Source organism: Shewanella sp. MM_2022_3 (assembly GCF_022557375.1).
Lineage (GTDB): Bacteria > Pseudomonadota > Gammaproteobacteria > Enterobacterales > Shewanellaceae > Shewanella > Shewanella xiamenensis.
The window spans coordinates 18797-40556 of the sequence record NZ_JAKZGV010000040.1 but is presented as its reverse complement, the minus strand read 5'-3'; the positions used below and the strand labels follow the sequence as shown (position 1 = coordinate 40556).

Below are 21760 nucleotides of genomic sequence, written 5' to 3'. Positions count from 1 at the left end.
GATACGACCAATAAAAAAGCCCCTATTTCTAGGGGCTATTCAAATTATTTTATCTAGAGTTTAATTAAAACTCTGTTTGTGGCACTCCAATCTAAATGGTATTTCTCACCGGCTGGCTTATCTAAACGCTCAAAAGTATGGGCACCAAAAAAGTCCCGTTGTCCTTGGAGCAAATTAGCTGGCAAGGTCTCACTGCGATAACTGTCGTAATAGGCCAGTGCCGAGCTAATGCAAGGCACTGGGATCCCTTGCATAACCGCCGCCGCCACAGCACTGCGCCACGCTGTTTGTTTTTCTGATAAGGTAGTTGCAAAGGTGTCTGCCATTAACAAACAACTTAAGTCAGCATCCGCTTGATAAGCTTGGGTTATCGATTGCAAGAAGGTGGCACGAATAATACAACCCGCACGCCAGATTTTCGCGATCTCAGCAAAATCGAGTTGCCATTTTTGCTCCTGCGCCGTCATTGCCATCAGTTGGAAACCTTGAGCGTAGCAACAGACCTTAGCGCAATAGAGCGCACTCTCTAAAGCATCGATTAAGGTGACTTTTTGGTTTTCATCCATCGCAGGAGATAAGGGGCCAGCAAGCTTTTTGCTGAGCTCAAAACGGAGGGGTTTTTGGGTGCTCACCGCCCGAGCATAAACCGCTTCGGCAATAGTGGGAGCCGGACAACCTATTTGTAAACTGCTGACCGCAGTCCAAAGTCCAGTGCCCTTCTGCCCTGCTTTATCGAGGATCATCTCAACTAACGGTTTACCCGTTAGCGGATCCGCCTGTTTGAGCACCTCGGCGCTGATCCCCATCAGATAACTGTTTAAACTGCCCTTATTCCAGCGTTCAAACACCTCACCTACCTGTGCTGCGCTCATGCCTAAGCCATCGTGCATTAATTGATAGGCTTCGCAAATCAGCTGCATATCGGCGTATTCAATGCCGTTATGCACCATTTTCACATAATGCCCAGCACCCGCAGGCCCAATATAGGTCGTGCAAGGTTCGCCTTCGGTCACCGGATTTCCCGGCTCAAAACGCTCAATCGGCAGCCCAGTTTTAGGGTCAACCTTAGCGGCAATAGCCTTCCAAATCGGCGCAACATGTTGCCATGCACCAAGATCGCCACTTGGCATTAATGAAGGCCCAAAACGCGCACCAACCTCACCGCCCGAAACGGCTGAGCTGAAGAAGATAAATTTGCCTTGATAACGCTTTTCGCGTTCAACGGTGTCAGTCCAAAGACTGTTGCCCGTATCGATTACGATGTCGTCCGCTTCGATACCTGCAGAAATCAGGGCATGGCATACCCCATCCACAGGCGCACCCGCAGGGACAGATAGCACGAGAATACGGGGATGAGTGAGGCTGGCTAACATTTCTGAAAGATTAGCACAGCCTGTAATACGCAGATCCTGTCCTACACGTTCTTGTTTTTCTTGTTGTAAAACCCCGTTGACTTTAACAGGATCGAGATCGAAGGCACTGACGCGATATTGATTGTCGGCAATGTTTAGCGCAAGGTTTTTACCCATTACGCCAAGGCCTATCACGCCAATATCATTAAGATTGCTGTGGTTTTGCATTATATAATTCCCACGGGTCACAGAGGTTAGAAATAACCAATTTGGAGCATTAATTATATCGGCCTTTGTAACTTAATTACCAGAGAGAAGAGACGATGCATACGATTGGCAAACTCGATTGCAAATCAAGATGCGTTGTTTTTTCAGGAGAATATTCCCAAATCTCACCAAACATCTTTACCAATCGTATACATCTTGGGCAAGCTCTTCCTTGGGGATGTAAATTGATTAATGAGCGAGTTTTAAGCCGAGTACGCCAAGCAAAATGAGGATTAAGCTGGCGATTTTCAGCAAGCTCACTCCCTCGCCTAAGAGAATAATGCCCGCAATTGCCGTGCCCATGGCACCTATGCCAACCCACACCCCATAAGCCGTGCCTATCGGCAATTGCTTAACGGCGAGGCCCAGTAGCAACACACTGAACGCCATGGAGAGCAAAGTAAACACACTCGGCCACAAGCGAGTAAAACCATCGGTGTATTTGAGTCCGATGGCCCAACCAATTTCAAAAAGTCCAGCAAGTATTAACAGTAACCAGCTCATAGAGAACTCCCATACGGGGTCGTCCCCAAATTGATATCGGCGTATTTAGGGTCGTCCCTAAGCCGTTGTGAAATGTTAATGGGTCAAAAGCAATAAGGATAATGAATGTCCGCAGTACCGCTTAAGATCCGGCGCCTTAATAGTGCACTGTCGATGCAAAGCTCTATTAAGAATGCAGGCTAGACTACCAAAATGTGACGAATAAGGGCAAGTGCTCTAAGCATTCGTCTAAATCTAAATAAGAAAGCGATAATCTAAAAAGACTATCGCTTGCTCTTTTGTTTGACGATCTTAACTTTTTAAGTCGTTAACTTGAGCCGCTCACTCTAGCCCACTAAAGCATCGGCATAGCCCATGCGGGTTAAGGTCGTGCGGACTAAATCGAGGGTCTGCGGATCTTCAATGGTCGCTGGCGCCGTATATTGCTGATTATCGGCAATTTTACGCATAGTGCCGCGCAGGATTTTACCCGAGCGAGTTTTCGGCAGCTTTTGAATCGCGCTCACCAACCTAAAGGACGCAACGGGACCAATTTCTTGGCGAACGAGGGCAATTAACTGCTTATGCAGCTCCTCATCCGTAATAGTCACGCCCTTTTTAAGTACCACTAAGCCTAATGGCACTTGGCCCTTTAATTTGTCATCAACACCAATCACTGCGGCTTCGGCCACATCGGGATGCTGGCACAGCACCTCTTCAAACCGCCCAGTAGAGAGACGATGACCCGCAACGTTAATAATGTCATCAATACGACTCATGATATAGAGATAGCCATCTTCATCCATGTAGCCCGCATCACCCGTAAGGTAATAGCCTGGGTACATGGATAAGTAACTATCCTGATAACGTTTATTATTTTGCCAGAGCGTTGTGAGCGTGCCCGGTGGCAAGGGTAATTTTATCACCACATTGCCAGAGACATTCGCCGCCACTTTAACCCCTAGCTCATCGACGACATCAACTTCGTATCCAGGCACGGGTCGCCCCGGTGAGCCGGCTTTAACGGCAATCGGCGCCACCCCCATTAGATTTGCGGCTACTGGCCAACCTGTTTCAGTTTGCCACCAATGATCAATAACCGGCTTATGCAACTTGTCTTCAGCCCAATGCAGGGTGTCGGGATCGCAGCGCTCCCCAGCTAAAAAGACATTCTTCAAGCAGCTTAAATCAACACCTTGAATGAATTCGCCGTCGGGATCTTCACGCTTAATAGCGCGAATCGCCGTGGGCGCGGTGAAAAAGCTTTTGACTTGATACTTGGCAATCGTACGCCAAAAGGCGCCGGGGTCGGGTGTACCAACGGGTTTGCCTTCATATAACAGCGTGGTCGCCCCCACGAGTAACGGACCATAAACAATATAGGAATGACCAACAACCCAACCCACATCCGATGCCGCCCAAAACACATCGCCTTGATGAATATCATAAATATTGGCCATCGACCAAGCTAATGCGACCGCATGACCGCCATTGTCACGCACCACCCCTTTAGGTTGGCCTGTAGTGCCAGAGGTATAGAGCACATATAAAGGATCGGTGGCATTTACCGTGACGCAGTCAACGCTTTCGCATCCTTTAAGCGCGGTCTGCCAATCGGCGTCTCGACCAGTTTGCATCTGCGCTTCATATTGAGGGCGGTTTAAAATCAAGCAATGCTCAACCTTGTGCACCGCTTCATTTAATGCTTTATCTAGTAAGGGCTTATAGGGCACCACCCCTGAAGGTTCAATCCCGCAGGAGGCAGACATTACCAGCTTAGGTTTGGCATCATTGATACGGGTGGCAAGTTCATTGGCCGCAAAGCCACCAAATACCACCGAATGAATGGCGCCAATGCGCGCGCAGGCAAGCATGGCATAGGCCGTTTCGGGTACCATCGGCATGTAAATAACCACCCGATCACCCTTGGTCACCCCCATAGTACGCAAATACCCTGCAAGCCTTGCTACTTGAGCCTGCAGTTCGTGATAGGTAATACTGTATTCGGTTTCGGTTACTGGGCTAACGTAATGAATCGCAATCTGCTCACCACGTCCCGCTAACACATGTCGGTCTATCGCGTTATAACACGTGTTTAACTCACCATCGCTAAACCAATGGTAAAATGGTGCCTCGCTTTCATCTAATATTTGTTTGCTTGGCGTAACCCAATCTAAGGCCTTGGCGGCTTGTTGCCAAAATGCCTGTTTATTCGCAATAGATGTCTGATGTAATTGTTGTCCAACATCTGTCATAAGGCCTCCCATCATGACACTCATCCGTGTCAACACAGATGAAACTCTCCCCTTCCTTCCGAGGTTGATTATGACCTGCCACGCATTATTCCCCCATTAGACTAAGGGATATACTGGGGTTAAAAAATAAATCCGAAGAGATAGACCATCTAACACTTGCCGTGTAGAAGACTTCCACATAAACTTATGTCTTTAATGGATTTTTCACGGAAAGAAATACTCATTATGCGCCGCTTCAGCCAAGTCAAACTCGGTCTACTCCTATTCATCAATCTCGTCAGTACGGCTTGTTTTGCTTCGACACAACAACTTGAAGCATTACTCGAACCCCTGTCTATCGGTGAGCGGGCTAACGTAGATAACACTCAGATCATCAGCGCTAAGTTACTCTCACGGGTCTATCAAGTGCGCCAATATCAAGTGCTCTGGGAGGATAAAGACTATGCGGGCACGCTACTCGATGTAATTAAAAGTGCCGATGAAGAGGGTCTTGCGAAGGAAGATTACCACTATCCCAAGTTGGTCGAACTTTACCAACAACTGAGTGCATCGAATTGGCAAGATGAGTATCGCAGTAGTGTATTTGAAGTGCTGCTAACCGATGGGATTATTACCTATGCTATTCATTTACTTAATGGAAAAGTCAATCCCAGTATGCTCGGCAAAACCTGGAACTATGATGAAGCCCATCTGGATTTTGATACCACATTAAAACAGCTTGAAGAACACATTAAAGCGCACACTGTGGCCGAGGCGATTACAGGCTTAGCGCCTAAGATTGCGCCATATCACCAGCTTAAACAGTATCTTGCCCAGTACAAAGACTTGGCAGCTCGCTATCCCTTTACCACGATTCCTTATACGGAAGTCATTAAACCCGGCAGCACTTCCCCCTCGGTACAAAGCATTGCCACACGGCTAAAAGAGTTAGGTTACTTAGCAGCAAGCTCGCCAGCGGAGAATAGCGCCGCCGTGAACGAGCCCTTAACTTATGACAGCACGCTTGAAGCTGCGGTACGTCAATTTCAGACTGACCACAGCCTTAAGGCCGATGGGGTGATAGGCGCAGGCACAATGGCGGCGTTAAATGTTCCCTATACACAAAGGGTCGAGCAGATCCGCATTAACCTCGAGCGTGCCCGCTGGCTATCAGCCAACTTGCCGGCAAACTATCTGCTGGTTAATTTGGCTGGCTACGAATTATTACTATTTAAAGACAATAACTTAAACTGGCGTACTGACATTATCATCGGCAAAATCGACGCAAAGACACCATTGTTTAAATCCAAATTAAAATATGTGGTTGTGAATCCCACTTGGACCGTGCCCCGCAGTATCTCCACGGAGATCATCAACCACTTACGTCAAGATCCCGATTATCTGCAAAAAAAGCACTTTAAAGTCGTTGAAGCCTCGGGCACGCCCGTCGATGCTCGCGGCATCGATTGGCACAGTATGACCCGCAAAAACTTCCCCTACTGGTTTGTGCAGGGGCCAGGGGAAGATAACTCCCTTGGTTTAGTTAAATTTATCTTCCCAAACCAATATTCAATTTATCTGCATGATACGCCATCGAAAAATCTATTCGAGCAAACCAATAGAGCCTTCAGTCACGGTTGTATTCGAGTAAAAGATCCCCTCGTGCTCGCCGATAAACTGCTGAGCGCCAATGCGAATTGGTCCAGTGAAACGCTCAATCGCAAACTTGCAGAGGGAAAAACAGAAAACCTGTTTTTAGATCAGCCCTTAGATATTTTGATTATGTATTGGACCGTGACCATCAAAAACGGAAAAATCAAATTTTACAATGATATATACACACGTGACCCGGTACTTATCGAAGCATTAAATCGCCCAACCTATGAGGGTGTGTTAGCCGATGATGGCTTGCTCAATACGTTGGAATAACGGCTTACACGTCAGCCTTAACGCCACCACTTAATAAGTTATCTTCCCCCGTGGAGCCTTAAGGCAATATGGGGGACTCACCTAAAAAACACTTGTTTGATTTCAAGCTAACGTAATATTTATCAACATGTTAAACAACACAGCTTGAGCCAAGTGGCAACAAGAATTGACAAAAAAAATCGACTAACCACACCACAATCTTTACCTTTACGTAAACTTCATATATCTTGCTTAAAAATGATTAACTAAGGTGCCTGAATGAGCGCAACTAACACGCCACAAACGACTTATTCGATCAGTGATCTCTCCAAAGAGTTTGATATCACGACCCGAAGCATTCGTTTTTACGAAGACCAAGGTTTACTAAAACCTAAACGTCGCGGTCAAACCCGCATTTACAGCCTAAAAGACAGGGTACGACTCAAACTTATCCTGCGCGGCAAGCGCCTTGGATTCTCTCTGGCAGAAACCCGTCGCCTATTCGAACTTTACGATGCCGACAAGAGCAGCACTACTCAGCTCAATACTATGCTTGCCCTAGTGGAAGAAAAGAAATCTGCCCTACAGCAGCAAATGGACGACATTAAAGTGGTCCTGATGGAGCTAAATTCAGCCGAGCAGCAATGCCGCCTCGCCCTAGAAGAAAGCAAGGCTAAGGCCTAATGCCTTCGAGGCTTGCGAGCATAACATTAACGAGCACCTCAGTTGGTACGACCGCGTGACAGGGATACATCACGCAAAGCAAAACAGATTTAAAGACTCAAGCACCTAATAATCATAAAAATATAAATTAGAACATCAGAAAGGACACAAGCAATGAACTCACTCTACACCAGTCTTAATTTTGGCCTAGGCGAAGATGTCGATATGCTGCGCGATGCGGTGCAGGATTTTGCCGCGAATGAAATCGCACCGATTGCTGCGAAAGTGGATCACGACAATGCCTTTCCCAATGAAATTTGGCCCGTGCTGGGTGGGATGGGGCTTTTAGGTGTCACTGTGCCTGAGGAATACGGCGGCGCAAACATGGGCTACCTCGCCCACGTGGTCGCCATGGAAGAAATTTCCCGCGCTTCAGCCTCTATCGGGTTAAGTTATGGCGCCCACTCTAACCTGTGTGTGAACCAAATTAACCGTAACGGTAATGCTGCACAAAAAGCTAAATACTTACCAAAGCTGGTGAGCGGTGAGCATATCGGCGCACTGGCAATGAGTGAGCCTAATGCCGGCTCCGATGTGGTTTCAATGAAGCTACACGCCCGTAAAGAAGGCGATCGTTATATCCTCAACGGCAACAAAATGTGGATCACCAACGGTCCCGATGCCAATACCTATGTAATTTATGCAAAAACCGACTTAACGAAGGGCGCCCACGGCATCACCGCCTTTATCGTTGAGCGCGGTTTTAAAGGTTTCAGCCAAGCGCAAAAACTCGACAAACTGGGCATGCGCGGTTCAAACACCTGTGAACTGGTGTTTGAAGATGTCGAAGTACCAGAGGAAAACATTCTCGGCGGCCTCAACAATGGCGTTAAAGTGCTGATGAGCGGTTTAGATTACGAACGCGTCGTGCTCTCAGGCGGCCCGCTGGGGATTATGAATGCCTGTATGGACATCGTCGTGCCTTATATCCACGAACGTGAGCAATTTGGTAAATCCATCGGTGAATTCCAATTAGTACAAGGCAAATTAGCCGATATGTACACTGGCATGAACGCCGCTAAAGCCTATGTCTATAGCGTGGCGAAATCCTGCGATCGCGGTGAAACCACCCGCAAAGACGCCGCAGGCGCCATTCTTTACAGCGCGGAGCTGGCCACCAAAATGGCACTGGATGCCATTCAATTGCTCGGCGGTAACGGTTACGTCAACGAGTATGCCACTGGCCGCTTACTGCGCGATGCCAAACTCTATGAGATCGGTGCCGGCACCTCAGAAATTCGCCGTATGCTGATTGGCCGTGAGCTCTTTAACGAATCGAAATAAGCAGCCTAGGGCGAACGGCGCATGATGAGCTTTAGCCTTTCATGCCCCTTCGCCCACCGAGCCAACTGATACTGAGTTACCGCTTTATAAGGACAATCAACGTGACGCAATTAAGCAGTCGTATCAACGCCCGTAGCGATGAATTTAAAGCCAAATCCGACGATATGGCCGCCCTCGTGGCCGATCTCAAAACCAAGCTCGCCAAAATTGAACTCGGCGGCGGCCCCGTTGCCCTTGAGCGCCATTTGGCCCGCGGTAAACTTCTTCCTCGTCAACGGGTTGAGAAACTCCTCGACGCAGGTTCGCCCTTTTTAGAATTGTCGCAATTTGCTGCATTTGAAGTCTATGACGAAGAAGTGCCCGCCGCAGGGATTATCGCCGGTATCGGCCGAGTGAGCGGCGTAGAGTGCATGATTATCGCCAACGATGCCACGGTCAAAGGCGGCACTTACTACCCTATCACGGTCAAAAAACACTTAAGGGCACAAGAGATTGCCAGTCGCTGTCATCTGCCCTGTATCTATTTAGTCGATTCGGGCGGCGCTAACTTGCCCCGTCAGGATGAAGTTTTTCCAGACCGCGACCATTTCGGCCGGATTTTCTACAATCAAGCGCAAATGTCCGCCAAGGGCATTCCACAAATTGCGGTGGTGATGGGTCTGTGTACCGCGGGCGGCGCCTATGTGCCGGCTATGGCAGATGAATCGATTATCGTTAAAGAACAAGGCACTATCTTCCTAGCTGGACCGCCGTTAGTGAAAGCCGCGACTGGTGAAGAAGTCAGCGCCGAAGAACTTGGCGGCGCCGACGTACACACTAAAATTTCAGGTGTGGCGGATCACTTAGCCCAAAACGATGAGCATGCATTAGAGCTTGCCCGCCGCGCAGTGCTGCGTCTGAATCATCAAAAACAAATCAACAGTCTGCTAAGCCCTGTTAAGCCACCGAAGTTTGATATCAACGAACTCTACGGCATCGTCGGCACCGATCTGAAAAAGCCCTTCGATGTGAAAGAAGTGATCGCCCGCATCGTCGACGACTCCGACTTCGATGAGTTTAAAGCTAAATATGGTGCGACTTTGGTCTGTGGTTTTGCCCGCATTCACGGCTATCCCGTGGGAATTGTGGCCAACAACGGCATTTTATTCTCAGAATCGGCGCAAAAAGGCGCGCACTTTATCGAACTGTGCTGCCAGCGCAAGATCCCGCTGCTGTTCCTGCAAAATATCACCGGCTTTATGGTGGGTAAAAAGTACGAACACGAAGGTATCGCTAAGCATGGCGCCAAGATGGTGACCGCAGTATCCTGTGCCAATGTACCAAAATTTACCGTGATTATCGGTGGCAGCTACGGCGCGGGTAACTATGGTATGTGTGGCCGCGCCTTCGAGCCGACCATGATGTGGATGTGGCCCAATGCGCGCATCTCTGTGATGGGTGGCGAACAAGCCGCTGGCGTATTAGCGACAGTACGCCGCGACGGTTTAGCCCGTAAAGGTGAAGAATGGTCTGCTGAGGACGAAAAAGCCTTTAAAGCACCGATTATTGCCCAGTACGATAAAGAGGGTCATCCCTACCATGCCAGCGCCCGTCTGTGGGATGACGGCATTATCGACCCGGCGCAAACCCGTGATGTGGTGGGCCTTGCCCTGTCAGCCGCATTAAATGCCCCTATCGAAGACACCCGCTTCGGCGTCTTCCGTATGTAACGCATCTTGCGATGCCTTACGTATCACTCATAGAGGGGATAAATATGACGGGAATAATAATGACTGACACACAACACCAGAACACTAGCACTCAATCCTTAGCTCATTTGCAGCACGTCAGCTATGCGCTGAATAACGGCGTGGGCGAGTTAATCCTTAACCGAGCAGAAGTGCACAATGCCTTCGATGAGGTGATGCTCAGCGAAATGATCGCCGTCCTCGGTTATTTTGCCGAGCACCAAGACTGCAAACTGCTGGTATTGAAAGCCAATGGCAAAAACTTCAGTGCAGGCGCCGACTTAAACTGGATGCGCAAACAAGCCAAGATGGATTTTGATCAAAACCTGAATGACGCCAAGGCGCTGGCTAAGCTGATGCAGGATTTAGATACCTTTCCAAAACCCACTATCGCCTTAGTCCAAGGGGCGGCCTTTGGCGGCGCGCTTGGGTTAATCTGCGCCAGTGATATTGCCATCGCCACCGAGCGTGCAAGCTTCTGCTTAAGCGAAGTCAAACTAGGGCTTATCCCCGCGGTGATTAGCCCCTACGTTGCCCGCGCCATGGGTAATCGTGCCTCACGCCGCTATATGCTGACTGCGGAGCGTTTTGATGCGCAAACGGCACTTAAACTCAATGTTATCCATGAGATAAACGACGATTTGGCGTCCGCAGCGCAGCCCATTATCACCGCGCTGCTCGCCAACAGTCCGCAGGGCATGGCATGGGTAAAGACTCTACTCGCCCGCCTCGAAGACGGCGTGATAGACCAAGATACGATTGATTACACCAGCGAGCGCATCGCCCGCATTCGGGTATCTGATGAAGGCCAAGAAGGTTTAAACGCCTTCTTCGAAAAACGTCAGCCGAACTGGCACACGCCAACAGATACTCAAGGAGTTCTTTGATGTTGACTAACAGCATGTTCACTAAGCTTTTAATTGCTAACCGTGGTGAAATTGCCTGCCGCATTATCAAAACCGCGCAGGCCATGGGCGTTCGCACCGTAGCCTTATATTCCGATGCCGATAAAAACGCCCGCCATGTTGCCATGGCCGACGAATCGTTTTACTTAGGTGGCAGCGCCCCGGCGGATTCTTACCTGAAGGGCGACTTGATTATCGAAATCGCCAAAAAGGCCCAGGCACAAGCCATCCACCCTGGTTATGGTTTTTTATCGGAAAACGCCGACTTTGCCCGCAAGTGTGAGGCAGCAGGAATCGTGTTTGTTGGCCCTGGCAGCGATGCCATCGATGCCATGGGCAGCAAGAGTGCGGCCAAAGCCATTATGACGGCGGCGCAAGTGCCTTTAGTGCCGGGTTACCATGGCGACGATCAAACCGATGCCACCCTCAAGGCCGAAGCCTTAAAAATCGGCTTCCCGATGCTGATTAAAGCCGCCTACGGTGGCGGTGGTAAAGGTATGCGTATCGTTGAGCATGAAGGCGAAATCATGGACGCCATCAACTCGGCGCGCCGTGAAGCGGCCTCCTCCTTCGGTAACGATAAGTTATTGATGGAGCGTTATTTACGCCAGCCTCGCCATGTCGAAGTCCAAGTGTTTGCCGATACCTTTGGCAATGCAATTTACTTATCGGATCGCGACTGTTCGATTCAGCGCCGCCATCAAAAAGTGGTCGAAGAAGCGCCAGCACCCGGTTTAAGCGATGAACTGCGCGCCCAAATGGGAGAAGCCGCTGTAGCTGCCGCTAAGGCCATCGATTATGTTGGCGCGGGAACCGTTGAATTCCTGTTAGATACCGACAATAGCTTCTACTTTATGGAGATGAATACTCGTCTGCAGGTAGAGCATCCGGTGACCGAAATGGTGACGGGCCAAGACTTAGTCAAATGGCAGTTAATGGTCGCCAGTGGTCAGCCGTTACCGCTCAAACAGGACGAAGTGCGTATCCATGGACACGCCTTTGAGGTACGTATTTACGCCGAAGATCCGCAAAATGAGTTTTTACCCGCCAGCGGTAAGCTCAACTTCCTGCGCGAGCCCGAGCAAAGCAAATACGTGCGTATCGATTCCGGCATCCGTGAAAACGATGTGATCAGTAATTTCTACGATCCTATGATAGCCAAGCTCATCGTGTGGGATGAGTCGCGTCCGCGCGCGCTACAGCGCCTAGTGCATGCCCTCGAGTCCTACCAAATCAGCGGGCTTAAGCACAATATTGAATTTTTAGCCAATATTGCCGAGCATCCCGCCTTCGCTAAGGCGGATTTTAGCACCGACTTTATCAACCGTTACGGCGATGCGCTGATTGGCAGTGCTTCGAGCGAAACCGATACAGCTATCGCTTTTGCAGCGCTGTATCAAGTACTTGCCCGTAAAGAAGCCGCCAAGGCACAGGCAATTAATAGCGCCGATCCTTACTCGCCTTGGGGCCAAGTCAGTGGCTTTAGACTCAACAGCGTTAGCCAGCATACTATTGCCCTGCTCGACGATGCCCACGAGTTACAACAATTGGTGCTACTAGACTTTGGCGATCACTACCAAATATCCCAACCCGCAGCAGAGGGCCAAGTGAGCAAGTCCCTGAGTGGTGAGCTTAAGCAGGATTTACTGTTAGCCGAAATCAACGGCCATAAGAGTAAAGTGCCTGTCAGCGCCCAGGGCGATGATTTTACGTTGTTTTTACCCTCTGGCAGTTATCACTTCAGGGCGGTTAAAACCCAAGTGGTTGAGGCAGAGTCCAGTAATGAAGATAAACTCAAGGCCCCGATGAATGGCACAGTTGTGACCCACTTAGTGGAAGTCGGTGCTGAGGTTAAGGCGGGACAAGGACTACTGGTGATGGAAGCAATGAAGATGGAATACACCATCGAAGCGCCCTTCGACGGTATTGTTACCGAGTTCTACTTCAAGGCGGGCGAGTTAGTGAGCGATGGCGCTGTGCTGCTCCATGTTGAGCCCAAAACCCAGAGCGAGGAAGCCTAAATGTCTGCGCTGGATCTTACGACCTTAAGCGCCAGCTCGGATAGGGTTAGCCTGTTCGAGATGGGGCCACGTGATGGCTTGCAGAATGAAGCCGCCATCCCGACACAGGCCAAAGTCGCCTTGATTGAATCCCTCGCCGATGCGGGCGTGAAGCGAATTGAAGCAGGCAGTTTTGTGTCACCCAAATGGGTGCCACAAATGGCCGATAGCGGCGAAGTATTGCGCCAAATTCGCCGTCAAGCGGGCGTGGTTTACAGCGCCCTCACCCCCAATGTCAAAGGCTTAGAGCTGGCGCTGGATGCAAAAGCTTCCGAAGTCGCTATCTTTGGTGCGGCGTCACAAAGCTTTAGTCAGCGCAATATCAACTGTTCGATTGAAGAGTCGATTGAACGCTTTATCCCGTTGATGGACATGGCAAAAGCCGCCAATATCCCAGTGCGTGGCTATGTGTCCTGCGTTTTAGGTTGCCCCTATGAAGGGGAAATCGCCGCGAGCGAAGTGGCAAGAGTGTCTGAAATCCTTTACAAAATGGGCTGTTACGAAATTTCGCTCGGCGACACTATCGGTGTAGGCACGCCGTTAAAAGCCCGTAAAATGCTGCAAGCCGTGATGGAGCGAGTCCCGGTAGAAAAGCTCGCCCTGCACTTCCACGACACCTATGGCCAAGCATTAGCCAATATTACCGCCTGCCTCGACTTAGGTGTACGCAGCTTTGATGCCTCAGTGGCGGGCCTAGGTGGTTGCCCGTATGCAAAAGGCGCATCGGGCAATCTGGCAAGTGAAGACTTGGTCTATATGCTCCACGGCCTCGGTTTGAAGACGGGTATCGATTTAGAAAAACTGGCATTAGCGGGTTTTGGGATCAGCAAACAATTAAATCGTCTTAATGGCTCTAAAGTCGCCAATGCAATCTTGCAGGGCGCTAAAGCCTAGACTCAAGCGTCGAGGCGCTAAACATACCTAGCGCCTTGGGGACTGAATAACAGTAAAAGGACATCAAAATGGCAGGACTCAATAAAGTCGTCAGCAGCTATGAAGAAGCGTTAGCAGGTTTATCCGATGATATGACCATTATGGTTGGCGGTTTTGGCCTGTGCGGTATTCCAGAAGGCTTAATCAATCAAATGGTTAAGATGGGCGTTAAGGGCTTAACCGCCATTTCAAACAACGCTGGTGTGGATGATTTCGGTCTGGGCTTATTGTTAAAACACCGTCAGATTTCGACCATGATCGCCTCCTACGTGGGTGAGAACGCCACTTTCGAACAGCAAATGCTCTCGGGCGAACTGAATGTGATTTTAACGCCGCAGGGCACGCTGGCGGAAAAAATCCGCGCCGGCGGTGCAGGCATTCCGGCATTTTTCACCGCCACAGGCTACGGCACTCCCGTGGCGGAAGGTAAAGAAACCCGTGAAATCAAAGGCCGTCACTATGTGTTAGAAGAGTCTCTGACCGCCGATTTTGCCCTCGTTCGCGCTTGGAAGGCCGATACTATGGGTAACTTAGTGTTCCGCAAAACCGCCGCTAACTTTAACCCTATGATGGCGACTGCGGGCAAAATTACGGTAGTGGAAGCCGAGTTTATTGTGGAGCCGGGCGAGCTCGATCCAGATCATATCCATACTCCCGGCATTTATGTTGATCGCGTCATCCAAGGCAAGTTCGAGAAACGTATCGAGCAGCGCACGGTAAAAGCTTCGAAATAAAAAACGCTGAACGATTAACAACGCAAGCTAAAGCGACAGAGTCTAAGCCCTAAATAAAGACCTAAAAATTGAGGCCAATAGCGACTCTAGGTAAAGGAAGGATAAAGATCATGGCATTATCAAGAGAACAACTGGCACAGCGCGTTGCCAAAGAATTACAAGACGGCTACTACGTCAACCTCGGTATTGGTATTCCCACGCTCGTGGCCAACTACATTCCCGCAGGCATGGAAGTGATGCTGCAATCGGAAAACGGCCTGCTCGGCATGGGGGAATTTCCGACGGAAGAAACCATAGATCCGGATTTAATCAACGCCGGTAAACAAACCGTCACCGCGGTAAAAGGTGCCTCGTTTTTCTCCTCTGCCGAAAGCTTTGCCATGATCCGTGGCGGCCATGTAGACTTAACCGTACTCGGCGCCTTTGAAGTCGATGTAAATGGTTCCATTGCCTCATGGATGATCCCAGGCAAGCTTATCAAGGGCATGGGCGGCGCAATGGATTTAGTCGCAGGGGCGGAAAATATTATCGTGACTATGATGCACGCCGATAAGTACGGCAACTCTAAGCTGTTACCCGTGTGCGAATTACCCCTCACAGGTTACGGCTGCATCAAACGTGTTGTCACCGATTTAGCCTTTATCGAAATTAAAGACGGCGCCTTCCATCTGTTAGAGCGCGCCCCCGGTGTCAGCGTTGAAGAAATTGTTAGCAAAACCGCTGGCAAATTAATCGTGCCAGACCATGTACCAGAGATGGTGTTTTAAGCACACCCTAACGTGTGATAGTAATTTCTGTACTCAAAGAGCTTGATACTAAAGATTGTTTGAAACTGTAGCTAAAGTTTGATGTGATAAAAGCCCAGAATATAATTCTGGGCTTTTTGTTACTGTGTCTAAACCAAGTGTGAGGCTCAGTGCAACAGCACTTATGCTCTGGCGACACGCCGTAAACCCATCCTTGGGGGCTCAACGAAAAAGTCCCTTTTTTCGATGGTCGCCAACGCATCAGCGCTGTTTGCCTATTAAGTCCGACGTATTCCACTGCATTCGCTTCTATCCCAGCATCTTTTTGTCATCCCCGCGAAAGCGGGGAGCCATAAGTAAAATTGACACTTACTTGCCGCGTATTCGGCGGTGAACCAAGAATTCACCGACTACTGCGAAAAGATGAATTTCTAAGCCGCGTATTCGGCGGTGAACATTTTTACCAAGTTACGCTAAACAAACTTGTTTTTCTAAGCCGCGTATTCGGCGGTGAACGGACGACTTTGACAAGTGGTTTGATGATAATTTTTCTAAGCCGCGTATTCGGCGGTGAACAGACAAAACAAACTAAGCTTCCAATTTGAGAATTTCTAAGCCGCGTATTCGACGGTGAACGAGACAGTGGCTAAATTGGGCGAATCGGTAGATTTCTAAGCCGCGTATTCGGCGGTGAACAGTGAATTAGAAACGGTTGAGTATAACGGAAATTTCTAAGCCGCGTATTCGGCGGTAAAGCATACCTCGGCAATAAATAAGGGGAAAGTATTTTTCTAAGCCGCGTATTCGGCGGTGAACAGTTCGAGGATGAGGACGACGATTTAGGTGATTTTCTAAGCCGCGTATTCGGCGGTGAACTAACTGGGATACATGCCAAGGATTATTAACTTTTTCTAAGCCGCGTATTCGGCGGTGAACAAAAGAATAAAGGGCTGATTGATAAGTTTAAATTTCTAAGCCGCGTATTCGGCGGTGAACTCCTAACCCTAAAATAACCGTTAGATGGGTCTTTTCTAAGCCGCGTATTCGGCGGTGAACATGGCTCTGATGGCAAGCTTGCGGCCCTGCTTTTTCTAAGCCGCGTATTCGGCGGTGAACATGTGATTAATTGGGGTGTGCAACCTACTGAATTTCTAAGCCGCGTATTCGGCGGTGAACTGCATTAGCTGTGAACATTATGGAGGATTAGATTTCTAAGCCGCGTACTCGGCGGTGAACTGAACCAGATGAAGTCTAAGGATGGCTATATATTTCTAAGCCGCGTATTCGGCGGTGAACGGTTGAAAATGATGAGTTTGAAATTGGGGCAATTTCTAAGCCGCGTATTCGGCGGTGAACTTGCCTGCTTCGGTGATTCGATTACTGAGTTCTTTCTAAGCCGCGTATTCGGCGGTGAACCTCACAAGGACGCTAAAGCCTATTGGCTTGAATTTCTAAGCCGCGTATTCGGCGGTGAACTTTATATGCACCGAAATAAAGAGACTCATATATTTCTAAGCCGCGTATTCGGCGGTGAACTTCGTTCTAAAGCTGATGCTATTGCGATGATCTTTCTAAGCCGCGTATTCGGCGGTGAACTATGAAATAAACGATGCCAAGATTACCTTTAATTTCTAAGCCGCGTATTCGGCGGTGAACAAACAACGTGGCACAGCGGAGTTTACATGAATTTTCTAAGCCGCGTATTCGGCGGTGAACGTAAAAATGTTCTAAATACTTGGTCAGGACTATTTCTAAGCCGCGTATTCGGCGGTGAACCCCACCCAGCGAGCCAACCCCTTTATAAGTTTTTTCTAAGCCGCGTATTCGGCGGTGAACTTGGATCAGGCTTATATTCATACCCACATCGATTTCTAAGCCGCGTATTCGGCGGTGAACAATGGAAAAATACCATTAAGCATTTGATTGTTAAAGAGCAATTAAGGTTTCTAGCAAAAATACCTTTATTTTTATGCCTAAACGCTAAGCCGCGGTTTATCTGGGTTTGGCGATGGTGCAAAAAAAGAAGGTATTTTTATGGTGTTACTCACTTCGTCGCTATTCGAGCCATTTACCATAAGCATGAATATCGATCATGGGCACAGTACCGCACTTTTGTAACTGCGATAACAACTCAAACAAAAATGCCGTAGTCGCTTTTTTATGCTGCATGACTTGCATCCGCTGATGATCATTATCGTAATAAAAAAAGCAGTCATCAGCGGCACAGCCAATATTGAGCATCCCTTTATCCGCTTTGTCATACTCGAGATGACCCATTAGCGTATCTGGTATTTTAAGCTCATTTTCAAGTGTTAATAATCCACCAATAATCCCGATAAGTTCTCTGGGTGGATGAACGCCCCCCGCATGGGGAATTTGCAAGCTAGTTCGATGTAAAGCTCTCACGCTTGCTACTTTTTTACGCGCAGCATCAATATGTTGTTTATTTAATGTCTGCTTTACTTCAAAAACTGCGTAAACACTTTCAGCTGGGATGATCAACTGCTCTGCGTAGTGAAAAATAAACGGAGAATACTGGCGGTCGTAAATCACCACATCAATTTGTTCACTAAATTGGTTCTTACTATCAACCACAAAAGCCCTACTTGCACGATAGCGTTCCGGTAAATATTGGTTAAACAAATCCACCCATACATTTTCGGCACCATCACCCTTTACCACTGAATGCTTAAAGGATTTTCTGACTGTGGTTAGTTTGTGTTGTACGTCTGCATGTAAATTTTCAAGCAATTCTGAAAGTTGCCAGTCTTGGGCCATATTATTTACCCTTTAATTGCTGTAGCCGTGTTTTCCGGATCAAATGATTGGGATTTTTCTTATTACTTGGTTCATAGCCGACTTGCTTAAGACATTCCGCTAATAACGTTCTGTCTTGTGTCGTCCAAGTTTCTATCGCTGTATCAACCCAATTTTCAACTTTAAGTTGATATGCTGCACTATCTCTATGCTTAAGATAATCTGTCCTTAATTCCGCAATAATTTGAACTGGAGGCTTAGCTTTCTCGGCCTTGGCCGCCGCTTCCAATTGTTGTTCTCTGCGACGTAGTGCTTCAGCTTTCCTGTGTTCACGTTCTTCTGGCGATAACCGTTTTTCAGCTTCATCCAAAAGCCTTTGCATTAATGCGGGGTCAACCTTCATATACCCATAACCCGCGGCAGTTTTAGCACCTATACCGTTATCTGCTAAGGCTTTTTCCAATAGGGTTTGGCAAAGCTCAATCGCTGTGGGCTCTCCTTCGATCACAAATAAAAAACTGCCTTGTACGGCTAAGAGATGATTCGGGATCGGGCTGTCTTTATCGGATGGTTGCTGCTGTTTGCCGTTGTAATAGGCTTGATGATGTGTGGTAACAACATCGAGCACAAAGGGTTTATGCTCTTTTTTCACAGGATCGGAGACCCACCATGCATCGTGGAAAGTGACTAAGCCTGAAACTCGATAAGACTGCTCACTATCGGCGGTGCCAAACAGTTGTTCAAGTTCATCGCTATGCCCAGCCAAATGTTGATTTGCCCAAGCTCGAGCAATCCCTTTCACACTCGCCCCCGGAATATACGGCATGCCATAATTACGGCTAAGGCTACAGCCAGTTTCTAATGCGCCTTGGCCCGTTAAACCAATCAGCAAACGGTTTTCTAGCGTCAGCGTCGATTGCTTAAACCGGTTAGCATCACTCGTTAGATCAAACCAACGGTTAAAGCCGTTGTTGTACTCAGGAGAAGCGGGCAGTTTTACGATTTTTTCTAAATGCGCTGTCTTCTTATTATCTGATTTATCGTCATGTTTTTTTTCTTGATTAGCTTCAAGCAGGCCTTTTTGCAGTAAAAGACTTGGATTGACGCTATCCGTCTGGCCATAAGCGGATTTTATTTGGTTGCGCACTAAGGCTGTCATAAGTTGGTCTCCGCAGGATGATGGTCATCATTCACCTCGCCTGTGGCATCAATCTTTAATACGCCTTGCACATAACGGCGCAACCAGCCTGCAATTTCCAGTGCTTCACGGGTCATGCGCATGATTTGAGGCAAATCCGATTGGATGATTGCGTCATGTAACGCCTCCGCATTGGCGATATTGGCAAGCTTGGCGTCCACCTGTTTAAACACAAGGACGAGATCCTCAAGCAGTGCTTTGTGATGTTCTTCGCTTTTGGACAGTAAAAAACCTGTTGCCTGTGCTAAGCCATTTTGCAAAATCATGGTGGGTAATTTATGTGCGAGCGTGGCGTATTTTTTATTCTCTTCAATACTCTTGTTTTTACGGGAATTGATCCGCTCAAACGCGGCAGTGGCAACGATTTGACTGCGTGGTTGCATGTGTTATTCCCCTTTGGCCGACTGAGCAATAAACTGCACTAAGCCATTACCTGTGCCCATATTGCCGCCCATTTGCAGCAGAGGTTTGTTATTAATAATGTCGGTAAACCTAAGTCGCTTATCGCCATTTTGATCGTTCAAACGGGATGCATCTACCGAGTACACGCCCCATAAAACGCTTTCCGCAGGTAAGCTTTCTTCAGTCCATAATGCCCCATTATCAACGACGCCTGTCTCTTGATTAATTCGAATACGGGTGCGAATTTCAGTGGCGGTTTCGGCCAGAAAGGAGAAAACCGTATCAGGCAATACGATGATGCGCTTGCTCATGTCGCTAAAGTAGGCGCTATTTTTTGCATAAAGCGTTTGAGCAATGTATTCAGCCCATTGTTGGGTGTGGTCACACTCTTGGGCTTTGAGATCTAAATCTTCTAGCACCATCAAGTTATCTTGATGATTTGGATTTCCTTTAGGATGCAAGGCTTGCTCATCGGCAGGTGTTGGAACCGTTAAGTCTAATTTTCGATCTTTTTTATAGCGCTGCAAAATAAATGGACAAGTTGCATAGGCCAAAATACCGTAAACCGTTCGCACGGGTAGTAGCAACAAATGAGCATCGGTTATCGACAATGCCCCCGCAGAACTGGGCTCACCATCTTGTTTGTCATAACCAAATAGTGACTGACTAAGCGTTGGTTTAACTTCTGTTTGTTCCGTATGACTAATGAAGGCTTTTAACACGCCACGAACCGTTGAGCCGGGGACAATCGGTAAATTGGAAGCTCGCTCGCGGGCAATAGGTTGATCGACAATACCAACCGATTGGCCTGAGCCACAATGCAAAATGGTTTGACTGAATAAGTGATAAACATGAAACGACATAACCTAGTCCTTTAAAAATAGCGTTAAAGAGTAAATTGATAGGCAGCAGGCAGCGCCAAACCAAAGCCGTTAAGGTTGCTTTGTGGGTCATCACAAAAGTGCGCTAACCAGAGTGAACGAATGTCTTCATCCGTTGCTTCGCCTTCAATTTCAAACCAATAAGTAGCCCCCGCAGGGATCATTTTTTGCGCAGCACGTGGCGTGTTATTTACTAAATCCCAACCTGATTGGGGGATCCAACGCTCTAATGCGGCGGCGCGTAACTTGACGGTTAGGCTTTGACAGCATGGTGGAGTGCCAATGAGCTCATCATTCAACCAGCTTGGCAACCAACCAGAGTTAAATAACACTGGCGTTAAAAAGGTCAGCGTGAACCCTTTAGCTTTTGTTATTGATTGCGCCAAATAACTGGGTAAAGAGGGCCATAAAGTACAAGCCTCAACCTCTGCTAAACGCCGCTCGCCGCCCAGATTAAGCAATGGCAAGGTTATGTCGCCGTCAATACCAGCCAAAATGCTTACGCAAGCGTCCGGGAATGGTTCATGATCAGCACGTTGCTGCCACATGCTTAGGCCTGTGGTTTGAAAAAGCTTGCCCGATTCCACATTGCGGCTGTGATTATTAATAGCAATATGTGTGCGAATATCCGGCTCGGCAGGCATCCAACCGTTTTGGCAAATTCGCTCAAAACTGACCGGCTGCCCTTTTCGCCATGCGGCTAAGTCGTTAAACGACCACCAGTTAGGGCCGGAAACTGGCTTGCCATCAGGTGCATTTTCAGCAAACAAGGGCAGCAAGCCATTGGGTAGATCGCAACCTTCACCTTCAGCAAACGCCATAGGTTTAGAACGTACTAAATGGGTGAGTTGAGTCTGTTGGTCATAAAAATACTGCACATCGGCAGGCTTAGGCACCAAGATATGTTCTTCGCTTGGGGCGTCGCCATTGATAGGCCGTTTAACCGCAAGCGGACCTGTGACGGCAAGTTTTAACAGCTCGTTATCTAGTTTCAGCAGCTTGTTGTCCAAAGTTTTTCCTGTGCTGCGAGCATGGATATTTCGCAGCGCCCCTGCAACCGTGGATGGTGGTGGAAAACGGGCAGCTTGTGCATCAGAGATTTCTTCAAATGGCCTGCCTGAGCGAATAATTAGAGGATCTTTAGGTTCAATAAGGTAATACAGCAT

Annotated in this window: 17 protein-coding genes and 1 CRISPR repeat array; of the genes, 9 read left to right on the top strand and 8 right to left on the bottom strand. The window is 48.3% G+C overall.

What is annotated here, in order from left to right; translation table 11 throughout:
* Positions 1 to 53: 53 nt before the first annotated feature.
* The 3 genes from gndA to MMG82_RS16605 form a co-directional block, all read right to left on the bottom strand.
* Positions 54 to 1580: an NADP-dependent phosphogluconate dehydrogenase gene (gene gndA, locus MMG82_RS16615; protein ID WP_241407132.1), complete on the bottom strand. Its 1527-nt coding sequence runs from the start codon at positions 1578 to 1580 to the stop codon at positions 54 to 56.
* A gap of 228 nt (positions 1581 to 1808) precedes the next feature.
* Positions 1809 to 2123 carry a quaternary ammonium compound efflux SMR transporter SugE gene (gene sugE, locus MMG82_RS16610; protein ID WP_037425659.1) on the bottom strand — a complete coding sequence of 105 codons (315 nt, stop codon included), beginning with the start codon at positions 2121 to 2123 and terminating at the stop codon, positions 1809 to 1811.
* Positions 2124 to 2449: 326 nt separating this feature from the next.
* Complete coding sequence (locus tag MMG82_RS16605; protein ID WP_144346041.1) at positions 2450 to 4357, bottom strand: propionyl-CoA synthetase; 1908 nt, start codon at positions 4355 to 4357, stop codon at positions 2450 to 2452.
* Positions 4358 to 4552: 195 nt separating this feature from the next.
* Here MMG82_RS16605 and MMG82_RS16600 point away from each other — a divergent pair, with 195 nt between their 5' ends.
* The 9 genes from MMG82_RS16600 to MMG82_RS16560 all read left to right on the top strand — a co-directional run bounded on the left by MMG82_RS16600 (position 4553) and on the right by MMG82_RS16560 (position 15377).
* Positions 4553 to 6265 (top strand): L,D-transpeptidase family protein, encoded by a 1713-nt coding sequence (locus tag MMG82_RS16600; RefSeq protein WP_241407131.1) that lies wholly within the window; start codon positions 4553 to 4555, stop codon positions 6263 to 6265.
* Between the two features lie 258 nt (positions 6266 to 6523).
* A complete protein-coding gene (locus MMG82_RS16595) occupies positions 6524 to 6928 on the top strand; it encodes a MerR family DNA-binding transcriptional regulator (RefSeq protein ID WP_011623082.1) in 405 nt (134 codons plus the stop codon).
* 153 nt (positions 6929 to 7081) lie between these two features.
* On the top strand, positions 7082 to 8251 hold the full coding sequence (locus MMG82_RS16590; RefSeq protein WP_055648226.1) for an isovaleryl-CoA dehydrogenase: 1170 nt from the start codon (positions 7082 to 7084) through the stop codon (positions 8249 to 8251).
* Between the two features lie 101 nt (positions 8252 to 8352).
* Positions 8353 to 9960, top strand: coding sequence for a carboxyl transferase domain-containing protein (locus MMG82_RS16585; RefSeq protein WP_241407130.1), 1608 nt, complete (start codon positions 8353 to 8355; stop codon positions 9958 to 9960).
* A 59-nt stretch (positions 9961 to 10019) separates the two neighbouring features.
* The gene (locus MMG82_RS16580) at positions 10020 to 10865 is read left to right on the top strand and encodes an enoyl-CoA hydratase-related protein (protein ID WP_241407129.1); all 846 of its coding nucleotides are present in this window, start codon (positions 10020 to 10022) and stop codon (positions 10863 to 10865) included.
* On the top strand, positions 10865 to 12904 hold the full coding sequence (locus MMG82_RS16575) for an acetyl/propionyl/methylcrotonyl-CoA carboxylase subunit alpha (protein ID WP_241407128.1): 2040 nt from the start codon (positions 10865 to 10867) through the stop codon (positions 12902 to 12904). Before MMG82_RS16580 ends, MMG82_RS16575 begins: the two co-directional genes overlap by 1 nt.
* Positions 12905 to 13837, top strand: coding sequence for a hydroxymethylglutaryl-CoA lyase (locus tag MMG82_RS16570; protein WP_241407127.1), 933 nt, complete (start codon positions 12905 to 12907; stop codon positions 13835 to 13837).
* Positions 13838 to 13905: 68 nt separating this feature from the next.
* Complete coding sequence (locus MMG82_RS16565) at positions 13906 to 14610, top strand: CoA transferase subunit A (protein ID WP_037417539.1); 705 nt, start codon at positions 13906 to 13908, stop codon at positions 14608 to 14610.
* Positions 14611 to 14720: 110 nt separating this feature from the next.
* Positions 14721 to 15377: a 3-oxoacid CoA-transferase subunit B gene (locus MMG82_RS16560; protein ID WP_011623089.1), complete on the top strand. Its 657-nt coding sequence runs from the start codon at positions 14721 to 14723 to the stop codon at positions 15375 to 15377.
* Positions 15378 to 15724: 347 nt separating this feature from the next.
* Positions 15725 to 17252: a CRISPR direct-repeat array (repeat unit 28 nt; unit sequence TTTCTAAGCCGCGTATTCGGCGGTGAAC).
* 159 nt (positions 17253 to 17411) lie between these two features.
* On the opposite strand, the gene MMG82_RS16555 is transcribed toward MMG82_RS16560, so the two are convergent.
* Genes MMG82_RS16555 through MMG82_RS16535 form a run of 5 tightly spaced genes read right to left on the bottom strand, consistent with a single transcriptional unit; the run spans position 17412 to position 21760 of the window.
* On the bottom strand, positions 17412 to 18134 hold the full coding sequence (locus tag MMG82_RS16555; RefSeq protein WP_241407126.1) for a DUF6602 domain-containing protein: 723 nt from the start codon (positions 18132 to 18134) through the stop codon (positions 17412 to 17414).
* Position 18135: 1 nt separating this feature from the next.
* Positions 18136 to 19272 (bottom strand): type III-B CRISPR module RAMP protein Cmr6, encoded by a 1137-nt coding sequence (gene cmr6, locus MMG82_RS16550; protein ID WP_241407125.1) that lies wholly within the window; start codon positions 19270 to 19272, stop codon positions 18136 to 18138.
* On the bottom strand, positions 19269 to 19694 hold the full coding sequence (cmr5, locus tag MMG82_RS16545) for a type III-B CRISPR module-associated protein Cmr5 (protein WP_241407124.1): 426 nt from the start codon (positions 19692 to 19694) through the stop codon (positions 19269 to 19271). Before cmr5 ends, cmr6 begins: the two co-directional genes overlap by 4 nt.
* A gap of 3 nt (positions 19695 to 19697) precedes the next feature.
* On the bottom strand, positions 19698 to 20576 hold the full coding sequence (cmr4, locus tag MMG82_RS16540) for a type III-B CRISPR module RAMP protein Cmr4 (protein WP_241407123.1): 879 nt from the start codon (positions 20574 to 20576) through the stop codon (positions 19698 to 19700).
* A 23-nt stretch (positions 20577 to 20599) separates the two neighbouring features.
* A complete protein-coding gene (locus MMG82_RS16535) occupies positions 20600 to 21760 on the bottom strand; it encodes a type III-B CRISPR module-associated protein Cmr3 (RefSeq protein WP_241407122.1) in 1161 nt (386 codons plus the stop codon).

Bases quoted from the DNA above. Each gene is read 5' to 3' on its own strand.
- MMG82_RS16535 (WP_241407122.1), bottom strand. From the start codon at position 21,760: ATGCTGTATTACCTTATTGAACCTAAAGATCCTCTAATTATTCGCTCA.
- MMG82_RS16575 (WP_241407128.1), top strand. From the start codon at position 10,865: ATGTTGACTAACAGCATGTTCACTAAGCTTTTAATTGCTAACCGTGGT.
- cmr6 (WP_241407125.1), bottom strand. From the start codon at position 19,272: ATGACAGCCTTAGTGCGCAACCAAATAAAATCCGCTTATGGCCAGACG.
- sugE (WP_037425659.1), bottom strand. From the start codon at position 2,123: ATGAGCTGGTTACTGTTAATACTTGCTGGACTTTTTGAAATTGGTTGG.
- MMG82_RS16595 (WP_011623082.1), top strand. From the start codon at position 6,524: ATGAGCGCAACTAACACGCCACAAACGACTTATTCGATCAGTGATCTC.
- cmr5 (WP_241407124.1), bottom strand. From the start codon at position 19,694: ATGCAACCACGCAGTCAAATCGTTGCCACTGCCGCGTTTGAGCGGATC.
- MMG82_RS16565 (WP_037417539.1), top strand. From the start codon at position 13,906: ATGGCAGGACTCAATAAAGTCGTCAGCAGCTATGAAGAAGCGTTAGCA.
- gndA (WP_241407132.1), bottom strand. From the start codon at position 1,580: ATGCAAAACCACAGCAATCTTAATGATATTGGCGTGATAGGCCTTGGC.
- MMG82_RS16605 (WP_144346041.1), bottom strand. From the start codon at position 4,357: ATGACAGATGTTGGACAACAATTACATCAGACATCTATTGCGAATAAA.
- MMG82_RS16570 (WP_241407127.1), top strand. From the start codon at position 12,905: ATGTCTGCGCTGGATCTTACGACCTTAAGCGCCAGCTCGGATAGGGTT.
- MMG82_RS16555 (WP_241407126.1), bottom strand. From the start codon at position 18,134: ATGGCCCAAGACTGGCAACTTTCAGAATTGCTTGAAAATTTACATGCA.
- MMG82_RS16600 (WP_241407131.1), top strand. From the start codon at position 4,553: ATGGATTTTTCACGGAAAGAAATACTCATTATGCGCCGCTTCAGCCAA.
- MMG82_RS16590 (WP_055648226.1), top strand. From the start codon at position 7,082: ATGAACTCACTCTACACCAGTCTTAATTTTGGCCTAGGCGAAGATGTC.
- MMG82_RS16580 (WP_241407129.1), top strand. From the start codon at position 10,020: ATGACTGACACACAACACCAGAACACTAGCACTCAATCCTTAGCTCAT.
- cmr4 (WP_241407123.1), bottom strand. From the start codon at position 20,576: ATGTCGTTTCATGTTTATCACTTATTCAGTCAAACCATTTTGCATTGT.
- MMG82_RS16560 (WP_011623089.1), top strand. From the start codon at position 14,721: ATGGCATTATCAAGAGAACAACTGGCACAGCGCGTTGCCAAAGAATTA.